We start from the raw sequence: 15,455 nt of genomic DNA, 5'->3' as shown, positions 1-15,455 counted from the left end.
ATGACCTGATCAGGGGTATGTCTACGTGCCATAAAAGTGAATTTCCTCCTGCACCCATTATCGGATGCGAAACTCACATAAACACTGGACTCCTACCCGGGGACCCAACCAGGGGCGCATAACCCGAAGGACAGCAGACAAAACACCCGGACTGGATGCGACGAGGGAGCAGCCGAGCCGGAACAGACCGGAGCGAAGCGAGAGGACCAGTGCCCTGGTTGGAGCGCCAGCCGAAACCAGGGAAGCACTAGAACGTAGGACACCTACGGGCGCCGACCACGACACCTCCGTAGAGTTGTGACCATGACTATGGGGACGAACGAACGTCTACGCTTGCTTTGTCGGTTGTCGCTACCTTGGCGGCCTTGTTCATGGCACTGACGGTGGATTCCCCTGCGTCAGGTTCCCTCTCAGCTGCGTGTGAGGGTCAGTCCTGTAAGGACGAGGTTGCCGCGAATGCGTGGAACCCGATCTGGGTGATTGGTGAACTACTGTCCGCAGCGGGTTCCTGACACTTTCAGCCCATCAGAGTGGTGAGGGCGTGGCTTGGTCAGGCTTTATGGGCGTGCTTGGGGCAGTAGTAGCAGCCGATGTCGACGGTGATCGTCCGGTACAGCCAGCCTTCGGGCAGCGGGCGGCCCTCGTCAATGAGTTTTGTGGTCGCGCGGCAGATACAGCACTGAGCCAGGGCCGGACTTGGCATCGTGATGTTCCGCCTTTTCATGTCGAAAGCGCTCCCACAGGGTACAACTGATAGTGAAGGTCCTGGTCGTCTGCGTGTTTTCCCCCATCCACGTAGCCTCCGCGGGGGCCTTCTTCTATTCGTCCTCGAATGCACAAGGTGACGGCGGTTTAGGGTCGCCGGCCCCAATGCGTCCACTGCTGGCTGGGTGTGGTGTGCGGGGGTCTGCATATCCAGTGGTTCCCATCGAGGAGACGACTGGTCTATTTTTACGTATGATAGTGCTATGCAGACCAAAGAGACGGACACCCGTCAAAGCATTCTCGACACCGCCGAACAGATCATGGCTCACAAGGGCTATGCCGCCGTCGGACTGAACGAGGTACTCGCCGAGGCCGGTGTCCCGAAAGGCTCCTTCTATCACTGGTTCGCGTCGAAAGATGCCTTCGGTGAGGCGCTGATCAAAAACTACTTCGCCGGCTACCTCCCCATGATGGATCGACTTCGCTCCGAGCCGACGACAGCCTCGGAGCGCTTGACGAAGTACTGGCAGAGCTTCTATGACATGCAAAACTTCGACGAGTGTCAGGGCAAGTGCCTGGTGGTGAAGCTTGGCGCGGAGGTTAGCGATCTGTCCGAGTCGATGCGGCTGGCTCTGATCGAGGGGACGAAAGGGATCGTCGCTCGTATCGAGCGCATGATCCGGGACGGCCTCGCAGACGGCTCCGTGTCCATTGATGCAGACCCGCGCGATCTCGCACTCGATCTTTACACCGGATGGATCGGCGCCAGCGTCCTGGCTAAGATTAATCGCGGCCCCGAGTCCCTCGACCGCGTCATGGCAATGACTCTTCAGCGCCTCCACATCGCCTGACGCCGACACGGCTCGACCTTCGTTCTCGTTAGCACTGCAGAAGGCCCTGGCACGAAACCATCGTGTCGGGGCCTTTTGCCGTGCGGTCACTCCGAGACTGGGGTCTCAGGCTCAATGTCGTAGGAGTTCTGCACGGCCTTGAATCGTGTGCCGAGGCCGTCGGTGACCTTCCGATCCCAGGGCGCCTGCTGCAGGCTCTTGGTCTCCTCGATCACCGATTTCGGCTCGAGGTTCCGGAAGGAGTCGACCTCCCCGGCTGCGACAGCTGTCATTGTTGCGTAGACCGGCTCGGGATCAAACTGGGCGCGGGGGAAGGAGAGCTTCGAGTAGTCGAACAGCCTCTCCGACGGCTCATCCTCCCAGCTTTGCCATGTCTGGGACATGCGGTCGTTGAAGCCCGTCAGGAAGGGGCCGGGGTTGATGGTCGCGACCTGGATGCCGAACTACTGCAACTCGTCGGCCATCGTCTCGGCGATGGCTTCGACGGCGTGCTTGGACGCCGCGTAGATGCCGGTAAACGGGTTGACGTTCAGCCCCTCCCGCGAGGAGACCCCACACGATGCGGCCCTCGCCGCGCTTGACCATCTGCTTCGCGATGCCCTGCGTGAGCAGCAGAGGACCGGTCACGTTGACCTCGAACTCGTTGCGGATGTTCGCGGCGGGAATGTCGACGGTGGAACCGCCCTCCCCGACGCTGGCGTTGTTGACCACAATCTCCACATCCCATCCCAGAGCTTTGCGTCGGTCTCCGTCGTTGGTGACGTCGAGCTTTTCAACCTGCAACGTCACGCCGCGCTCGGTCGCCTGACGCTTGAGCGTCTGAACCTGCGCGTAGATCTCCACGCCTGCGATGACCTCGAACCCCTTCTCGGCCAGTCGCATAGAAACCTCATAACCGAAACCGGTACCGGCACCTGTGATCAGAACCTTCTTCATGTCAATCCTCCGCGTTCGTCAGCAACGCATGAAAGTGGATCGAATGCACGAGCCAACGGTCCCGCTTGCATCGCGAATCCAAGGCTGCCGCCGCAGGATGGCGGCGGCAGCGTTGATCGTACGAGAACCGATTTAGCTCTCCAGTGGCGGGAAGTTCCACTTGAAATCGGCCGGAACACTGTTGGGGTCGAGTCGGTCAGCGGGGACCCCGTTGGCGTAGGTGACGATGCCGTTGCCCATGGACCAGTCGGCCGGCTGAACGGTCTGCAGGTTGAAGAACACGTCCTCGGTGCGAAGGAGCAGCTTCTCGTGCAGCTCGTCCACCACTGCCTTGTAGAAGTTGCCCTTCTGCTCGGGGGTAGCGACGTTCAGGAACACCAGCTGGATGAAGACGACGTCCTCCGACCGGTAGATACCGAGGTAGTCGGGGTCGGCGATGACTTCACCGCGGGGGTGCTGGGTGATGACCTGGAAGCGGTCCTCCGGAACACCCAGGTGAATGATCATCTGGTCGTAGACGACGTCCGCGATCGTGCGGCGGTACTCCGGCGACTTGCCTTCGGTGAGGTCGATGCGAGCGAGTGGCATGGTCTTTCTCCTTGTATGTGCAGTGACGAAACGAAACGGAACTGGATGGATGGCTGTGCTTGTCCTGCTGAAAAAGACTCTACTGGTTATTAGACCGGTCGTCTAATCCTTTGTCTCACCAATTTCGCCGCGTAGGGCGCTCATCTCGCCGTCACGAACGATATGCACGATCCCGGAGATGGTGAGGACCCCCTTGCAGAGGCGGGCCTTGCTCTGCCTGCCTCGGAACCCGAGGATGCGATTGAACTCGTCGAGGAATCCGAAGTTACCGTGCACCCTGAACAGGACTCTCTACTGTCCTCGAGTAATGCCCGCCTGCGTGCCGGTGTGCCGCGCAGGCGCTCTAGATGATGTTGCCGTGGTCTGGGTCACTGATTTCACCTACGTGCCCGTCTACACCGGGTTCGTCTAGGTGGCCTTGGTCATTGACCTGTACTCCCGGGCGATCGTTGGGTGGGAAACGTCCACCGTGAAGGACACTTCGTTCGTGGAACACTGTCTCCGGATGGCTTTGTGGCGCCGTCAACACACCGGCCGGCCGGCCGCGAAGGGGCTGATTCATCATTCCGACGCGGGAAGCCAGTACACCTCTATCCGTTACACCGACACCCTTGCTCTAGAGGGCCTGCAGCCCTCGATCGGCAGCGTCGGTGACGCGTATGACAATGCCGCCGCCGAGACCGTGATGGGGCTATTCAAGAAACGAGGCCGTCGCGAAGGGATCACCGTTTCGCACCGGAGCGCTCAAGACCGAAACCGACGTGCAGACAATTGTCTTCGAATGGGTCCACTGGTACAACGACGAACGCCTGCATTCCGCCCTGGACCACCAGACGCCAGAGGAATACGAGCAAACATATTATGATCTACAAACCGGCCCGTCACCCGACGCCGCCGCCAACAAACAGGCGGCATAATTCCCGGGACGGTTCTTGGTCACCGGTCTGGGTATGCGTTCCTCGATGGGACGTACCGGGGTGTGCTAGGACAACAGCCTGGCCGAGAGCTTCTTCGGGGCCTTGAAAAACGAGCGGGTCCACCGAACCGTTTACACCACCAAACAACAAGCAAAACGAGACGTCATCCGCTACATTGAGGGCTTCTACAACAGCCGCCGCCGGCATTCAGCCCTTGATTACCGCCGGCCCAACGACGTCCATTACAGTTACCAACTGCCAGCCATGGCAGCGTAGAGAAAACCACCACATCCGCTGTCCGAAATCATCGCAGCAGCTCTCTCGCCCAAAACCCCGCAGACGAGTAACGTTCAATTGAGAGTCCAACTATCGGGGACCACTCGAGAACACCAGTTGTCCTTAGAATCGCCGATGTGGGTGAACCTCTAGCGAGGTGGACCGACGACAATCATCACGTCAGGCAACGACGCCTGGCGATATCCCTGGGGGTAGACGTGAATGTTCAGAGTCCGCAAGAAATAGACGCCATCGCGAAAGAGCCTAAGCAGGCAGTCGAAACTTACAGGCATCTTCGGATGCTCTTGATCGCGCTTCCCCTCTTCCTGCTTATAACAACTGTCATTGGCGGGTGGATGCTCGGCGACTTCGCCGACTCCATCAGTGCAAACTACGCCACTCCCTTACGCGACATCTTTGTCGGTGTCTTGGTGGCCATCGGCGCTTGCCTCATTGTGTACCGTGGCAAGCCAGTGGAAGACCTTGCCCTCAACTTTGCAGGCTTCTACGCCATGTTCGTCGCGTTTGTCCCGTACTCACTGAATGAGGTCCTCACAGGCAGGACCAAACTGCAGGGGCAAGAACTGACAAACGTAGAAGCCGCCGCGGATGAACTCGTGAAAGTTCTGCCCGTCATCGTCATATCGCTTGTCGTCGTTGCCGCCGTCTTCATCGGCGTGGAGTGGGCCCGGGGTCTCCTGAAGAGGCACACCAAGAGTACGTCAACGGCGCACAGAATCATGTTCTTCGTCACGCTCGGGCTGGGCGCAGGGTTCCTCATCCTGTTGCTGCTGACGGGGCTGATAATGGGCACCTATGCGGGCATTCACATGGTCGCGGCGATCTTCATGATCGTAGGCCTCGCCACCGCGATAGCCAGTCACGGCTGGGACCCCGACGCCAAAAAGAGCACTCCCAAGATCGCGTGGCAGTATCGGGTGATCGTGGGGTTCATGGGTGTAGTCGGGTTGGCACTCATCTGGCACTTGGCCGGTGGACTGCGCTTTGAGAACGCCGTCGCGTACATCGAGTGGGCCGCGATCATCCTGTTCACCTGGTACTGGGTGGCGGAGACAGTCCGCCAGGAGAGTCTCATCAAGACCGGTGCAAAAGGTTGAGCGAACGCCAGAGTGGCGGCGCTCACTGAACTGCTTCGCCTCCGCTGTTCGGGCCTCCCCGCCCTTGCTCGCTCCATTACATGAGGCAGCCCTCCCGCGGTGCTGTTGGTCCTGGACTCCACGACGACCCTCAGAAAGATGGTGGCAGGCTAGCTCGGCCACGACACCAGCGTCGAAGGAGTGATCTTCGCCGTCTACACGCACGATGGATGGTCGGGCCGGGACCCTGGGATTGCCGCTTCGCCCCAGATGCTCTCCTCTAGGAATTGGCTTTAGAAAAAGACCAAGCCGAAGTCATGTACCTTCACCGCAACTCCCCCATGAAGGAGTAAGCAAGCCCAGCAAGGGCTTCACGAAAGAAAGGAGGCAGCCCACCGCAGGAAAACCGCAACCCACCCACCGAAACAGGCACACCCTGCGCACACTTTGCGCCGGTTTGTGCACAGTCAGAGAGTGAAAAGTCTCTGACAAGGGAAACACTGTGCCCGAAGTGGGACTTGAACCGGCTTTCACCCCTCGCAAACACTGGCCTCCCCCGAAAACCTCCCCAAACCGGCCCAGTCCGGCACCGATACGACCCAGTCCGACTTCCAAGGTGTGCACAATGTGCACACCCCCCTTTGTGCCCTAATCTTCGACCACGTTCGACAGCCCCGGTGACCTTGTCGAGCAAGCAACTCCATACCCCGTGACGGTCCGACAAGACCCAACATTGGTGCTTTCGAAAGCCCGCTTGAATATACTAAATAGCCACGATTAGGACCTCCTTCCACGGGTCCTGCCTCCAGCAACGTCATGGATTCATTCTCCTTTCCGAACATCTCATGGATATGCCGAAAGAAAACTACGTGACCAAGGACTTCCCTAAAATCTCGGTGACAGCTCGGTCGATCGGCACAGCGCGAGTCCCCGCTTGGTCCAGACAGATCCACGAGTCCGAAATCCGAAATTAGCTGCGATCTGCGCCAAGGGCGTTTCACTCGGTCCTCAAATGGTCTTACTGAAAAGGCAGCGACCGACGGCGGAGCCAATGGCGTGCTAACCATATCGTTCCGACGACTTTCAGAAAGGGAAACGTCAGCCTGTTGTTAGCGACGAGGAATACGAAAACAATCCACAGAATACCGGTGATGACCGCTGCGGAAATGAGTGACTTCCGTGTAACCGGATTGATGGCAGGATAATACCTTCGGCCCGAAGCTCACGCGTCTCGAGCACAGCCCTACAGATCAATGGACCGAATACAGCAACCAAACCTGTGATGGCCAACAGAGCGCGCCAAGGTTGCGGAACGTTCACAGCATCTAGAGCGATGCCCCCTTTCGTGTGGCCAGGGAATTCCTGGCCACCATCCCCGGAGTCTCGCAGCGGGTCGCCGAAGTGATCATCGCCGAAACCGGTGCGGACATGGCCGTTTTCGAAACTCCCGGCCGGCTCGCGTCCTGGGCCGGGATCTGTCCCGGGTCCAACGAATCCGCCGGACGGATCAAGTCCTCACACATCCTGCCCGGCAACGAATACCTCAAAGCCGTACTCGGTACCGCCGCGATGTCCGCTATCCGAAGCAAGAACACTTGCCTGTCCGTCAAATACCGGCGCATCGCCGCCCGCCGCGGGCCGACAAAGCCGTCGTCGCGCTTGAACATTCCATCCTGACCGCTGTCTGGCACATGCTCGCCGAAGGCGAGTGCTACACAGATCCCGGCGCAGACCACTTCACCCGCCTGGACCCAATCAAAACCAGAAACGGCGCCATCAACAAGCTTAGAAGCCTCGGCTACAACGTCACCATCAGCACGGCCCCCCCGCAGCATGAGTCACCATCTACTTTCGTATTAGCAGTCCAGCGTCTATGCGATAGCTAATTGGTTTTCTTGCGTCCAGTTTTCCAGTAGCGCTTCGGTATCATGCCATTCAGGGATCCGTGGGGCCGTTCATGATTATAAATAGCTTTCCATTCGTCGGCCATATACTTCGCTTCGGCCATGGTGTCCATGATTTCTCCGGAGAGTTGTTCCCTTCTGAATTTGGCGTTGAAGGATTCGATGAAGCCGTTCTGCCAAGGTGATCCCGGGTCGATGAATGCGGTGTCGACCCCGGCAGTGTTGCAACACTTGATCAGTGCCGCGGCGGAGAACTCAGGCCCGTTGTCGCACCTGACGTAGGCCGGGGCGGTGCCGGTTTCGGCGATGATGTTCTCCAGCACCGCGACCACGTCGGTGGCTTTGACGGACCGGCGAGGGATGACGGCCAGCGCGGTGCGGGTGTACTCATCGATGACGTTGAAGAACCGAATGTGCCGGCCGCAGGAGGTCACATCCGACTGGAAGTCGAAGCTGACCACATGCGTCGGGTACTGGGCTGTGAGACGCTTCTGTTCCTCGGCACCGGGCCCGATGCGGCGTTTCTTGCGCGCCCTGGGTTCACAGGTCAGGCCTTCGTCGCGCTAAAGCCGGCGCACCCGCCGGCGATTACGATCCAGACCCGGTCAGTGCGCAGGTGCATCGTACCGGATGCCACGTATCGAACGTAGGCTGAATTAGGTTATGATTTGCTTGCCAAATTACTTTCTGGTGGCCCGAACCGCCCCGTGCTGAGAAGAGTCCTCAAATGCTTCCCCGTCCCTTTATTGTCGCTGGCACAGGCCTTGCATTCCTGATGGGACTGACCGGTTGCGGCTTAATCGGTGGCCCGCCCGCCGACATCCAAATCTACTCCGCCCGTCACTATGATCTTGAGGGCGCCTTCGGCCAGTTCACCGACGAAACGGGCATCACTGTGGAGTTCATTAGCGGCGACGACGCCGAACTCCTCGAACGTCTCAAAGCCGAGGGGCAGGACACAGCGGCGGACGTCTTCATGACTGTGGACGCGGGTAACCTCTGGAACGCAGCCCGGCAGGGCGAGCTAGCAAAGTTGAAATCGGAAGTCCTGGAAGGTGCGGTGCCCGAGGACCTTCGTGACCCCCAGGGCCAATGGTACGGATTAGCCATGCGCGCCCGCACAGTCACCTACAATCCCAATAACGTCGACCCGTCAGAGTTTGAAACCACCGAAACGTACGCAGGACTGGCTGACCCCAAGTGGGAGGGACGACTGTGTATGCGCGATGCCACCTCTGCCTACACGCAGTCCCTCGTGGCAAGCATGATTGATCTGCACGGTCGCGAAAAAACATTGGAGATTGTTAAGGGCTGGGTCGCCAATAACGTGGAAATCATGAGTAACGACATCCTGCTGCTGGAGGCGATCGATGCCGGAACTTGTGATGTGGGAATCAACAATCACTACTACCTCGCCCGGACGCTCGCGGAAAATCCCGAACTTGAGGTTGATTTGTTATGGGCCAGCCAAGACGGCGCAGGAACGCACGTAAATATCTCTGGAGCTGGCGTGGTTGAGGGCTCCGACAACCCCGGGGACGCGCAGCGGCTTATCGAATGGCTCGCCACCGACGGACAGAACCCCTTCGTGGATGGTAACCACGAGTATCCGGTCAATCCCGATGTGTCACCAGAGCCGGGTATCGCGGCGTTCGGTGAATTCAAGCGGATGGCGTTAAACGCAGAGGCCTACGGCGACTTGAACGCCGAGGCAGTCGATCTGCTCGCTGAGGCCGGATATAAGTGACCGACGCGGCGGTTCTTGTTGGGGCCACGCCCCCAGGTCGCGGACCACGCCGAAAGGTCGGCGGCAATCGTCCAATATGGTCCGCCGTCGTCATCCTGGTGGCCCTGTTTGTCGCTACACCTGTCCTTGCCGCGGTGTGGGATGGGCTTGGCAGCTTAAGCGCGGGGTCGATACCACGAGGACTCGGCGAGATGGTGATCAACACTCTGGCTCTGATGATTGGGGTCGCTATAGGCACCCTACTGCTTGGTGGCGGATTGGCGTGGCTCGTCACTGTCTATCGTTTCCCATTGCGCAACGCCCTCGTATGGCTGCTGGTGATGCCACTGGCAGTTCCGGCCTACATTCTTGGCTTCGTTTTCCTCTCAGTATTTGACGTTGCTGGACCAGTACAGTCAGCCTTGCGCGGGATGCTGGGATCTGAAGTATGGGTGCCCGAGATTCGCTCCCTGCCTGCAGCCGTCGTCGTAATGTCGCTCTCCCTATACCCATACGTCTATCTGCTGGTGCGCGCGGCTCTGATCGAGCAATCCGCGGACACCTACGACGCAGCTCGCACGCTCGGAGCCGGGAGAGGCCGCACGCTGCACAGAGTATTGCTCCCACTGGCCCGACCCTCACTGGCCGCAGGTCTGTCCCTGGTGATGATGGAGACGCTAACAGACTTCGCGACCGTTCAATACTTCAACGTCCAGACTCTCTCCGTCGGTATTTATCTCATATGGAAGGGAACTTTCAACTTTCATGCCGCAACGCAGCTTGCCGTTCTGGTGCTGTTGTTTGCAGTGGCTGTGCTGGCAAGCGAGCGGGCAATGCGGGGTCGTGCCCGTTACTATCAACGGGGCGGACGGGGCCAGAGCGTACAGCCCGAGCTACTTCGTGGCACGCGAGGATGGGCGGCAACGATGCTGTGCGTCGCGGCCCTCGCGGCGGGCTTCTTGATCCCGGTCCTGCAACTGTCGGCTTGGGCGGTCCAAGAAGTTCTCAAAAATCCTGGATTCCTTGCAGATCCACGTTTCGGACAATACCTTGTGAACACCCTTTTAGTCGCGACTGTCACTGCTTTGGCCTGCGTGACGCTGTCCATAATAGTCGGACATGGGGCACGCATGAGCGGAGGTCGGATCGTCGCGTCTGCAGTACAGCTGACAACCTTCGGTTACGCGGTCCCAGGAGCAGTGGTGGGTATCGGAGTGCTCATCTCCTTTGCCGTTTTAGACACTGCCGTGGAGAACGCTGGTATTGCCGGTGGCACAGGACTGCTGGTCACTGGATCGGTGCTCGGTATCCTCTACGCGTACGTCATCCGCTTCCTCGCTCCGGCGTATCAAGCGGTAGACGCGAGCTTCGCGAAAATTCCCCCGACCGTCACATTCGCGGCGCTGAGCTTAGGTGCTGCTCCGCGACGGGTTCTCGCCCGCGTACATGCGCCGCTTGCGCGGCCGGGGGTGGCTGTGGCCCTGATGTTGGTTGCCATTGACGCCGTCAAGGAGCTTCCCATAGTCCTACTGTTACGACCATTTGGGTTTACGACGGCGTCCGTGTGGGTCTACGAGCTCGCACGTGAAAACTTCTGGGAAAAAGCATCGTTGCCGGCCCTGGTGATCGTTGCGGCCGCTGCCCTCCCCGTATTCGTCATCGTGCGGCACGCCCGTCGGACTGAGGAAGGCGGGCGGGTCAGCTTATGACCAGGCAGACGGTAGGCGTCCAGCGTCACCCCGACCAGGGAAAGGATTCTACGACCCTGCAGCTGGAAGACGTTTCTAAACACTACGGACGATCCCCGGGCGTAATCGCCCTCGACCTGACCATCGGGTCTGGCGAACTGGTAACTCTCATTGGCCCCTCGGGTTGCGGAAAGTCGACTACGCTGCGGTTGGCCGCGGGCCTAGACCGGCCGGACACGGGCGTCATCCGCGTCGCCGGGGAGGTCGTGGCGGATAGCCGCCGTTTCGTGCACCCCGAGCAGCGCCGCGTTGGGCTTGTGTTCCAGGACCATGCGCTATTCCCCCACCTGACGGTTGCCCGAAACGTGGAGTTCGGCCTCGACCAGTTATCGAGGAACGAACGACGGGTGAGGGCCCGTGATGTGCTCGACCTCGTACAACTTTCTCACCTCGCAGACCGCTATCCCCATGAGCTTTCCGGAGGCGAGCAGCAACGCGTGGCTCTTGCTCGTGCGTTGGCGCCGCGGCCCGCCGTCGTACTTCTCGACGAGCCGTTCTCCAACCTGGACGAATCACTGCGCGCGCAGGTGCGCCGTGACACCGTCGCTACCCTTAAGGAAGCTGGAACCACGGGGGTCCTCGTTACTCACGATCAGACTGAAGCCCTGTCGGTCGGCAGCCGGGTAGTCGTTATGCGCAACGGCGTCATCGAGCAGGCCGATGTGCCAGAAAAGGTGTTCGAACAACCCGCCACCCGTTTCGTTGCCTCCTTCATGGGCGATGCTGACTTCCTACCGGCGCGCGTTCACCGGGCCCTGTTGACGTGCGAGATCGGGATTGTCTCTACCGTTCCTGGGTGGGCAGACAGCGACGTGAACGTCGACGTCGTACTCCGACCTCACGAGGTGTCCCTGAGACCGGACGCGAATGCTTCCGCCCAGGTCTACGCGGTGGACTATCACGGCGCGTTCGTGCTTCACCATGTCCGGCTGGCATCCGGGCGGACCGTGCGTTCCTGGCAACCACACACCGTGCGCCACCCCGTAGGAACCGCGGTAGCGGTCTCGGTCGCGGCGGGTACTACGCCGACGTTGCTCCTGGGTGACCGCGCGATCACCTCGCCACCGCCGAGTGAGCCCCTGAAACGAAATCCATCGACCCTCTCAAGCTAAGTTAGGTTCGCTCTCTTGTTGATCAATTCTTCGACTGTGGCTCCACCGACCAGGCAATCCGATATCCGAAGCGCCTTTAGTGATCTTGCCCGGCACGGTGATCGCCCGGCTGTCATCACGGTTGACGGCGTCCTCACCTATCGGGAACTCGCTAGGCGCGTGGACGAGGTCGCGGCCCGCTTAGGCAGTGATCGTCGACTGGTACTACTGGCTGCCCGCAATAAGCTGGACTCCCTCATCGGCTACCTCGCCGCGTTATCTGCAGGCCATTCTGTCCTGCTGTCTGCGGCGGACAAGCCCTCAGCCCTCGAGTCTTTGACGGCTACCTACGATCCCGATGTAGTGCTGCACCCGGGTCACGGAGCCCCGATCATCGAGGAACGCCGGCCCGGATCACGACACAAGCTACATCCCGAACTGGCGCTGCTGCTTAGTACCTCAGGATCCACCGGATCCCCGAAACTCGTTCGTCTCTCATACATGAATTTGGCTGCTAACGCCTCGGCTATTGCCGAGTACCTTGGTATCGGGCCTGACGACCGCGCCGCAACCACGTTGCCGCTGCACTACAGTTACGGATTGTCCGTGGTGAACAGCCACTTGATGCGCGGGGCCGGCCTGGTACTGACGGACCTGTCGGTGGTGGATCCTTGCTTCTGGACACTTTTCAGGGAGAGCCAAGCAACCTCCTTCGCTGCAGTTCCCTACACGTTCGACCTCCTGGAACGTGTGGGCTTCTCGGACGCGGACCTGCCACGGTTGCGCTATGTCACCCAGGCCGGCGGTCGACTAGCGCCCGAAAAAGTTAGCTATTGGGCGTCCATCGCCCAACGCCGCAATTGGAAGCTTTTTGTAATGTACGGAGCGACGGAGGCGACCGCCCGCATGGCGTATCTTCCCCCGGATCTAGCCGAAGAGAACCCCGGCACCATCGGGGTTGCGATCCCGGGCGGTTCATTCCGTATCGATCCGGTAGACGGGCTATCGAATGGAGAATTGGTCTACACCGGCCCCAATGTCATGCTCGGCTACGCAGAACAGCCCGCCGATCTGTCGTTAGGCCGCGAGATCCACGAGTTGCGCACCGGCGATCTCGCTTACCAGCATTCGAACGGTTTATACGAGGTCGTAGGGCGGCAGAGCAGGTTCGTGAAAGTTGTCGGTTTGCGGGTGGACCTAGGGCATGTCGAACAGATCCTCGCTGATCTTGGGGTCACGGCGGCCGCGTCCGGGACCGACGGGGGCCTTGAGGTAACAGTCGAAGGTGAGCACGACGCCGGAATGCTGAGCAAGGTACTCGCTAGCAGGACGGGGCTCCCCCGCGCCGCCCTTGAGGTGCACACAGTCGACAACCTGCCACGGCTCGCCTCCGGAAAAATTGATTACCCAGCCGTGAGCCGAATTACTGCGTCTTCACCATTCGTTTCTGATCCACCGGTCTCCAGCACCGCCGGACCAAGCGATATCCGTCGCCTCTTCTCCGATGCTTTGGAGCGAACCGACGTCGGCGATCATGACACTTTCGTCTCCCTTGACGGTGACTCGCTGTCCTATGTAGCGCTTTCAGTGCAGTTAGAGCGCGTTCTCGGCACCGTGCCTTCCAACTGGCACCTCATACCCGTTCGCGAACTCGAACAATTAAAGAAACCCAGACGATGGGCCCTAGTGGCCTTCCTTGAAACGTCGATCGTGCTGCGCGCCGCCGCAATCGTGTGCATCGTGGCCTGGCACGTCGGGCTCTTTGACTTCCAGACAGCCCATCTGCTCTTCGCCGTGGCGGGCTACAATTTTGCACGCTTCCAGCTCGCTGGAGAGCGAATACCGAGGATGCGACGCCATCTCCGAAGCCTAGCGAGAATTGTGGTGCCGTCGGTGGCTTTCATTGCCTTGGCACACCAACTCACCGATGATTACAGCGTTGCCAATATTTTCTTGTTGAACGCGATTGTTGGACCGCAGGAGGTCACCACCCAATGGCACTTCTGGTTTGTGGAGATGCTTGTCTACGTTCTCTTAGCTGTAACCGTTCTTCTGGTCGTCCCCTGGGCTGACCGGCTAGAACGCCTTGCCCCTTTTGGCTTCGCAATCGGTCTCCTTCTCTTAGGCTTGCTGAGCCGCTACGACATTCTCGACCCCGGCCTACCAAAACCCGGGCCCGTTTTTTGGCTCTTCGCCCTAGGCTGGACGCTAGCCATCGCCCGGACCCGCCCACAACGATGGGCCATCACAATAATCACCGTCGTCAGCGTGCCGGGCTACTTCGACGATCCCGTTCGAGACGCCACTGTCGCCGCGGGCATCCTTCTGCTGATCTGGGTTCCAGCGCTACCCTTACCCGCCTTGCTAAGCCGGGTGACCGGGTGGTTGGCCGCCGCCTCGCTGTACATTTACCTCACCCACTGGCTTGTTTACCCTCTCCTCCTCCCGCTCGGACCTACAGCTGCGGTGCTGGGCTCCCTCCCGGTGGGCGTTGCCTACTGGGGTCTATGCAGATGGCTGCCCTCTATCGCAGCACAAGGATACGCCGGTCTGATATCCAAGAACCGAGGGGAGCGCAACGATCGGGCAGCGACGTAAGTAATGTCGCGAGGAGCATCTGTTGTTAGGAGAGGATCAACGCCATACGCTCAAAAAGTTCCACCATGTTGCGCGAGTCAGGTGATCAATCAAGGGGCGGTTGCCACGTAGCGGATGAGCGGACCCGGTGGCGTGCTTAGGCGGTGACCTTGACCCGTCGCTTGACGTCTCCCTCGAACATGAAGACAACTACACGGTCCAGTGGCGGACAGTGTCAGTGGACGGCCACCCGATCGAAGGCTCCTACACCTTCACTTACGCCCCGGAAGGCGCAGCCGCAGCCACCGAAGCCACCCCGGGCACCGAGGAAGAAGCAGGACATTCAGACGGCGAAGAAGCACACAACGATGACGCGACTGCAGAGGCAACGCCCGAGGCCGAAGGCGCCAGCGACCCCGAGACGGTAGACTCAGCCCCGGCAAGCCAAGAGGAAAGAACCGGCACCGGCATGATTATCGGCATCGCCGCCGTCGTTATCGTTTTAGCCGCCGCTGCAGCCTACCTCCTCGGCCGCAAGAACAGCGCCAAAAACGTCTGAGCCGTGAGCGTATCTGGGGCGGGGTGGAAAGGTGACTCCATCCCACCTCAGTTCGAACCAAACAAAGAAGGCCTCCCCGGGGCAGCACTTCGAAGGGGCGTATGAGTATCCTTTATCTGTCACTGACGAAACTAGTTAGCGTGCGAATCCAATCCTCGAAGGCATCCAGGTGCGCGTCGTGCGACCCGTTGGAGAGATCGACCCGTCTAGCGTGTCTTCCACCGGTAACAAAGCGGCTCTTCTGGACACTTCCGCCGCAGGTGGGCAGGACAACGTGATCACTTCACAGTTTTGGCGGTTCCAAACTCAAAAGCGGTGCGGACTTTCGCGTCCTGGAACTCGCATCAGCGCAGATCCGCGCTAGTGCGTGTGGTTGGGCCCCCGTTAGCAGTCCAGTGGCTATGCGATAGCTAGTTGGTTTCCTGCGGTCCAGTTTTTCCAGTACGCGGACGGTGTCATTCCGTCGAGGGATCCGTGGGG

12 protein-coding genes and 5 pseudogenes are annotated in these 15,455 nt (G+C 59.7%); 11 read left to right on the top strand and 6 right to left on the bottom strand.

Annotated features, from left to right (window positions below; all coding sequences use genetic code 11):
- Positions 1-550 precede the first annotated feature (550 nt).
- A complete protein-coding gene (locus ACX80G_RS16920) occupies positions 551-703 on the bottom strand; it encodes a hypothetical protein (protein WP_459309168.1) in 153 nt (50 codons plus the stop codon).
- A 265-nt stretch (positions 704-968) separates the two neighbouring features.
- On the opposite strand from ACX80G_RS16920, the gene ACX80G_RS16915 reads away from it, so the two are divergent.
- Complete coding sequence (locus tag ACX80G_RS16915; protein ID WP_459309167.1) at positions 969-1,556, top strand: TetR/AcrR family transcriptional regulator; 588 nt, start codon at positions 969-971, stop codon at positions 1,554-1,556.
- A gap of 86 nt (positions 1,557-1,642) precedes the next feature.
- On the opposite strand, the gene ACX80G_RS16910 is transcribed toward ACX80G_RS16915, so the two are convergent.
- The 4 genes from ACX80G_RS16910 to ACX80G_RS16895 all read right to left on the bottom strand — a co-directional run bounded on the left by ACX80G_RS16910 (position 1,643) and on the right by ACX80G_RS16895 (position 3,356).
- Entirely contained in the window at positions 1,643-1,939 is a 297-nt protein-coding gene (locus ACX80G_RS16910; RefSeq protein WP_459309165.1) for a hypothetical protein, read from the bottom strand.
- Positions 1,908-2,492 (bottom strand): SDR family NAD(P)-dependent oxidoreductase, encoded by a 585-nt coding sequence (locus ACX80G_RS16905; protein WP_459309164.1) that lies wholly within the window; start codon positions 2,490-2,492, stop codon positions 1,908-1,910. The genes ACX80G_RS16910 and ACX80G_RS16905 overlap by 32 nt, the downstream gene beginning before the upstream one ends.
- Positions 2,493-2,624: 132 nt before the next feature.
- Positions 2,625-3,080 (bottom strand): tautomerase family protein, encoded by a 456-nt coding sequence (locus ACX80G_RS16900; RefSeq protein ID WP_459309163.1) that lies wholly within the window; start codon positions 3,078-3,080, stop codon positions 2,625-2,627.
- Between the two features lie 102 nt (positions 3,081-3,182).
- Positions 3,183-3,356 carry a hypothetical protein gene (locus ACX80G_RS16895; protein WP_459309162.1) on the bottom strand — a complete coding sequence of 58 codons (174 nt, stop codon included), beginning with the start codon at positions 3,354-3,356 and terminating at the stop codon, positions 3,183-3,185.
- 136 nt (positions 3,357-3,492) lie between these two features.
- Here ACX80G_RS16895 and ACX80G_RS16890 point away from each other — a divergent pair.
- The 5 genes and pseudogenes from ACX80G_RS16890 to ACX80G_RS16870 form a co-directional block, all read left to right on the top strand.
- Positions 3,493-3,723: pseudogene (locus ACX80G_RS16890) on the top strand (DDE-type integrase/transposase/recombinase); the annotation flags it as partial.
- A gap of 115 nt (positions 3,724-3,838) precedes the next feature.
- Positions 3,839-3,997: pseudogene (locus ACX80G_RS16885) on the top strand (integrase core domain-containing protein); the annotation flags it as partial.
- Between the two features lie 9 nt (positions 3,998-4,006).
- A pseudogene (locus ACX80G_RS16880) lies at positions 4,007-4,273 on the top strand (integrase core domain-containing protein); the annotation flags it as partial.
- Between the two features lie 137 nt (positions 4,274-4,410).
- Complete coding sequence (locus tag ACX80G_RS16875) at positions 4,411-5,391, top strand: hypothetical protein (RefSeq protein ID WP_459309160.1); 981 nt, start codon at positions 4,411-4,413, stop codon at positions 5,389-5,391.
- 1,317 nt (positions 5,392-6,708) lie between these two features.
- Positions 6,709-7,256: pseudogene (locus tag ACX80G_RS16870) on the top strand (transposase); the annotation flags it as partial.
- Here ACX80G_RS16870 and ACX80G_RS16865 read toward each other — a convergent pair.
- Positions 7,242-7,864, bottom strand: a pseudogene (locus tag ACX80G_RS16865) (integrase core domain-containing protein); the annotation flags it as partial. The pseudogenes ACX80G_RS16870 and ACX80G_RS16865 sit on opposite strands and share 15 nt — an antisense overlap.
- 137 nt (positions 7,865-8,001) lie before the next feature.
- Between ACX80G_RS16865 and ACX80G_RS16860 the strand changes: the two are divergent.
- The 5 genes from ACX80G_RS16860 (at position 8,002) to ACX80G_RS16840 (ending at position 14,975) form a co-directional block, all read left to right on the top strand.
- The gene (locus ACX80G_RS16860; RefSeq protein WP_459309159.1) at positions 8,002-9,021 is read left to right on the top strand and encodes an extracellular solute-binding protein; all 1,020 of its coding nucleotides are present in this window, start codon (positions 8,002-8,004) and stop codon (positions 9,019-9,021) included.
- Positions 9,022-9,212: 191 nt separating this feature from the next.
- A complete protein-coding gene (locus ACX80G_RS16855) occupies positions 9,213-10,709 on the top strand; it encodes an ABC transporter permease (protein WP_459309157.1) in 1,497 nt (498 codons plus the stop codon).
- Positions 10,706-11,860: an ABC transporter ATP-binding protein gene (locus ACX80G_RS16850; protein WP_459309155.1), complete on the top strand. Its 1,155-nt coding sequence runs from the start codon at positions 10,706-10,708 to the stop codon at positions 11,858-11,860. Before ACX80G_RS16855 ends, ACX80G_RS16850 begins: the two co-directional genes overlap by 4 nt.
- A gap of 36 nt (positions 11,861-11,896) precedes the next feature.
- Entirely contained in the window at positions 11,897-14,437 is a 2,541-nt protein-coding gene (locus ACX80G_RS16845; protein ID WP_459309154.1) for an AMP-binding protein, read from the top strand.
- A gap of 127 nt (positions 14,438-14,564) precedes the next feature.
- Positions 14,565-14,975: a copper resistance protein CopC gene (locus tag ACX80G_RS16840; RefSeq protein ID WP_459309153.1), complete on the top strand. Its 411-nt coding sequence runs from the start codon at positions 14,565-14,567 to the stop codon at positions 14,973-14,975.
- Positions 14,976-15,455: the final 480 nt, after the last annotated feature.

The sequence above is a fragment of the Arthrobacter glycogeni genome, assembly GCF_054510815.1.
This window is presented reverse-complemented; position numbering and strand designations above follow the sequence as displayed.

What these genes read in the sequence shown, in the direction of transcription:
- ACX80G_RS16905 (WP_459309164.1), bottom strand. Translation starts at nt 2,492, where the DNA reads ATGAAGAAGGTTCTGATCACAGGTGCCGGTACCGGTTTCGGTTATGAG.
- ACX80G_RS16920 (WP_459309168.1), bottom strand. Translation starts at nt 703, where the DNA reads ATGCCAAGTCCGGCCCTGGCTCAGTGCTGTATCTGCCGCGCGACCACA.
- ACX80G_RS16860 (WP_459309159.1), top strand. Translation starts at nt 8,002, where the DNA reads ATGCTTCCCCGTCCCTTTATTGTCGCTGGCACAGGCCTTGCATTCCTG.
- ACX80G_RS16900 (WP_459309163.1), bottom strand. Translation starts at nt 3,080, where the DNA reads ATGCCACTCGCTCGCATCGACCTCACCGAAGGCAAGTCGCCGGAGTAC.
- ACX80G_RS16850 (WP_459309155.1), top strand. Translation starts at nt 10,706, where the DNA reads ATGACCAGGCAGACGGTAGGCGTCCAGCGTCACCCCGACCAGGGAAAG.
- ACX80G_RS16915 (WP_459309167.1), top strand. Translation starts at nt 969, where the DNA reads ATGCAGACCAAAGAGACGGACACCCGTCAAAGCATTCTCGACACCGCC.
- ACX80G_RS16910 (WP_459309165.1), bottom strand. Translation starts at nt 1,939, where the DNA reads ATGTCCCAGACATGGCAAAGCTGGGAGGATGAGCCGTCGGAGAGGCTG.
- ACX80G_RS16855 (WP_459309157.1), top strand. Translation starts at nt 9,213, where the DNA reads ATGGTGATCAACACTCTGGCTCTGATGATTGGGGTCGCTATAGGCACC.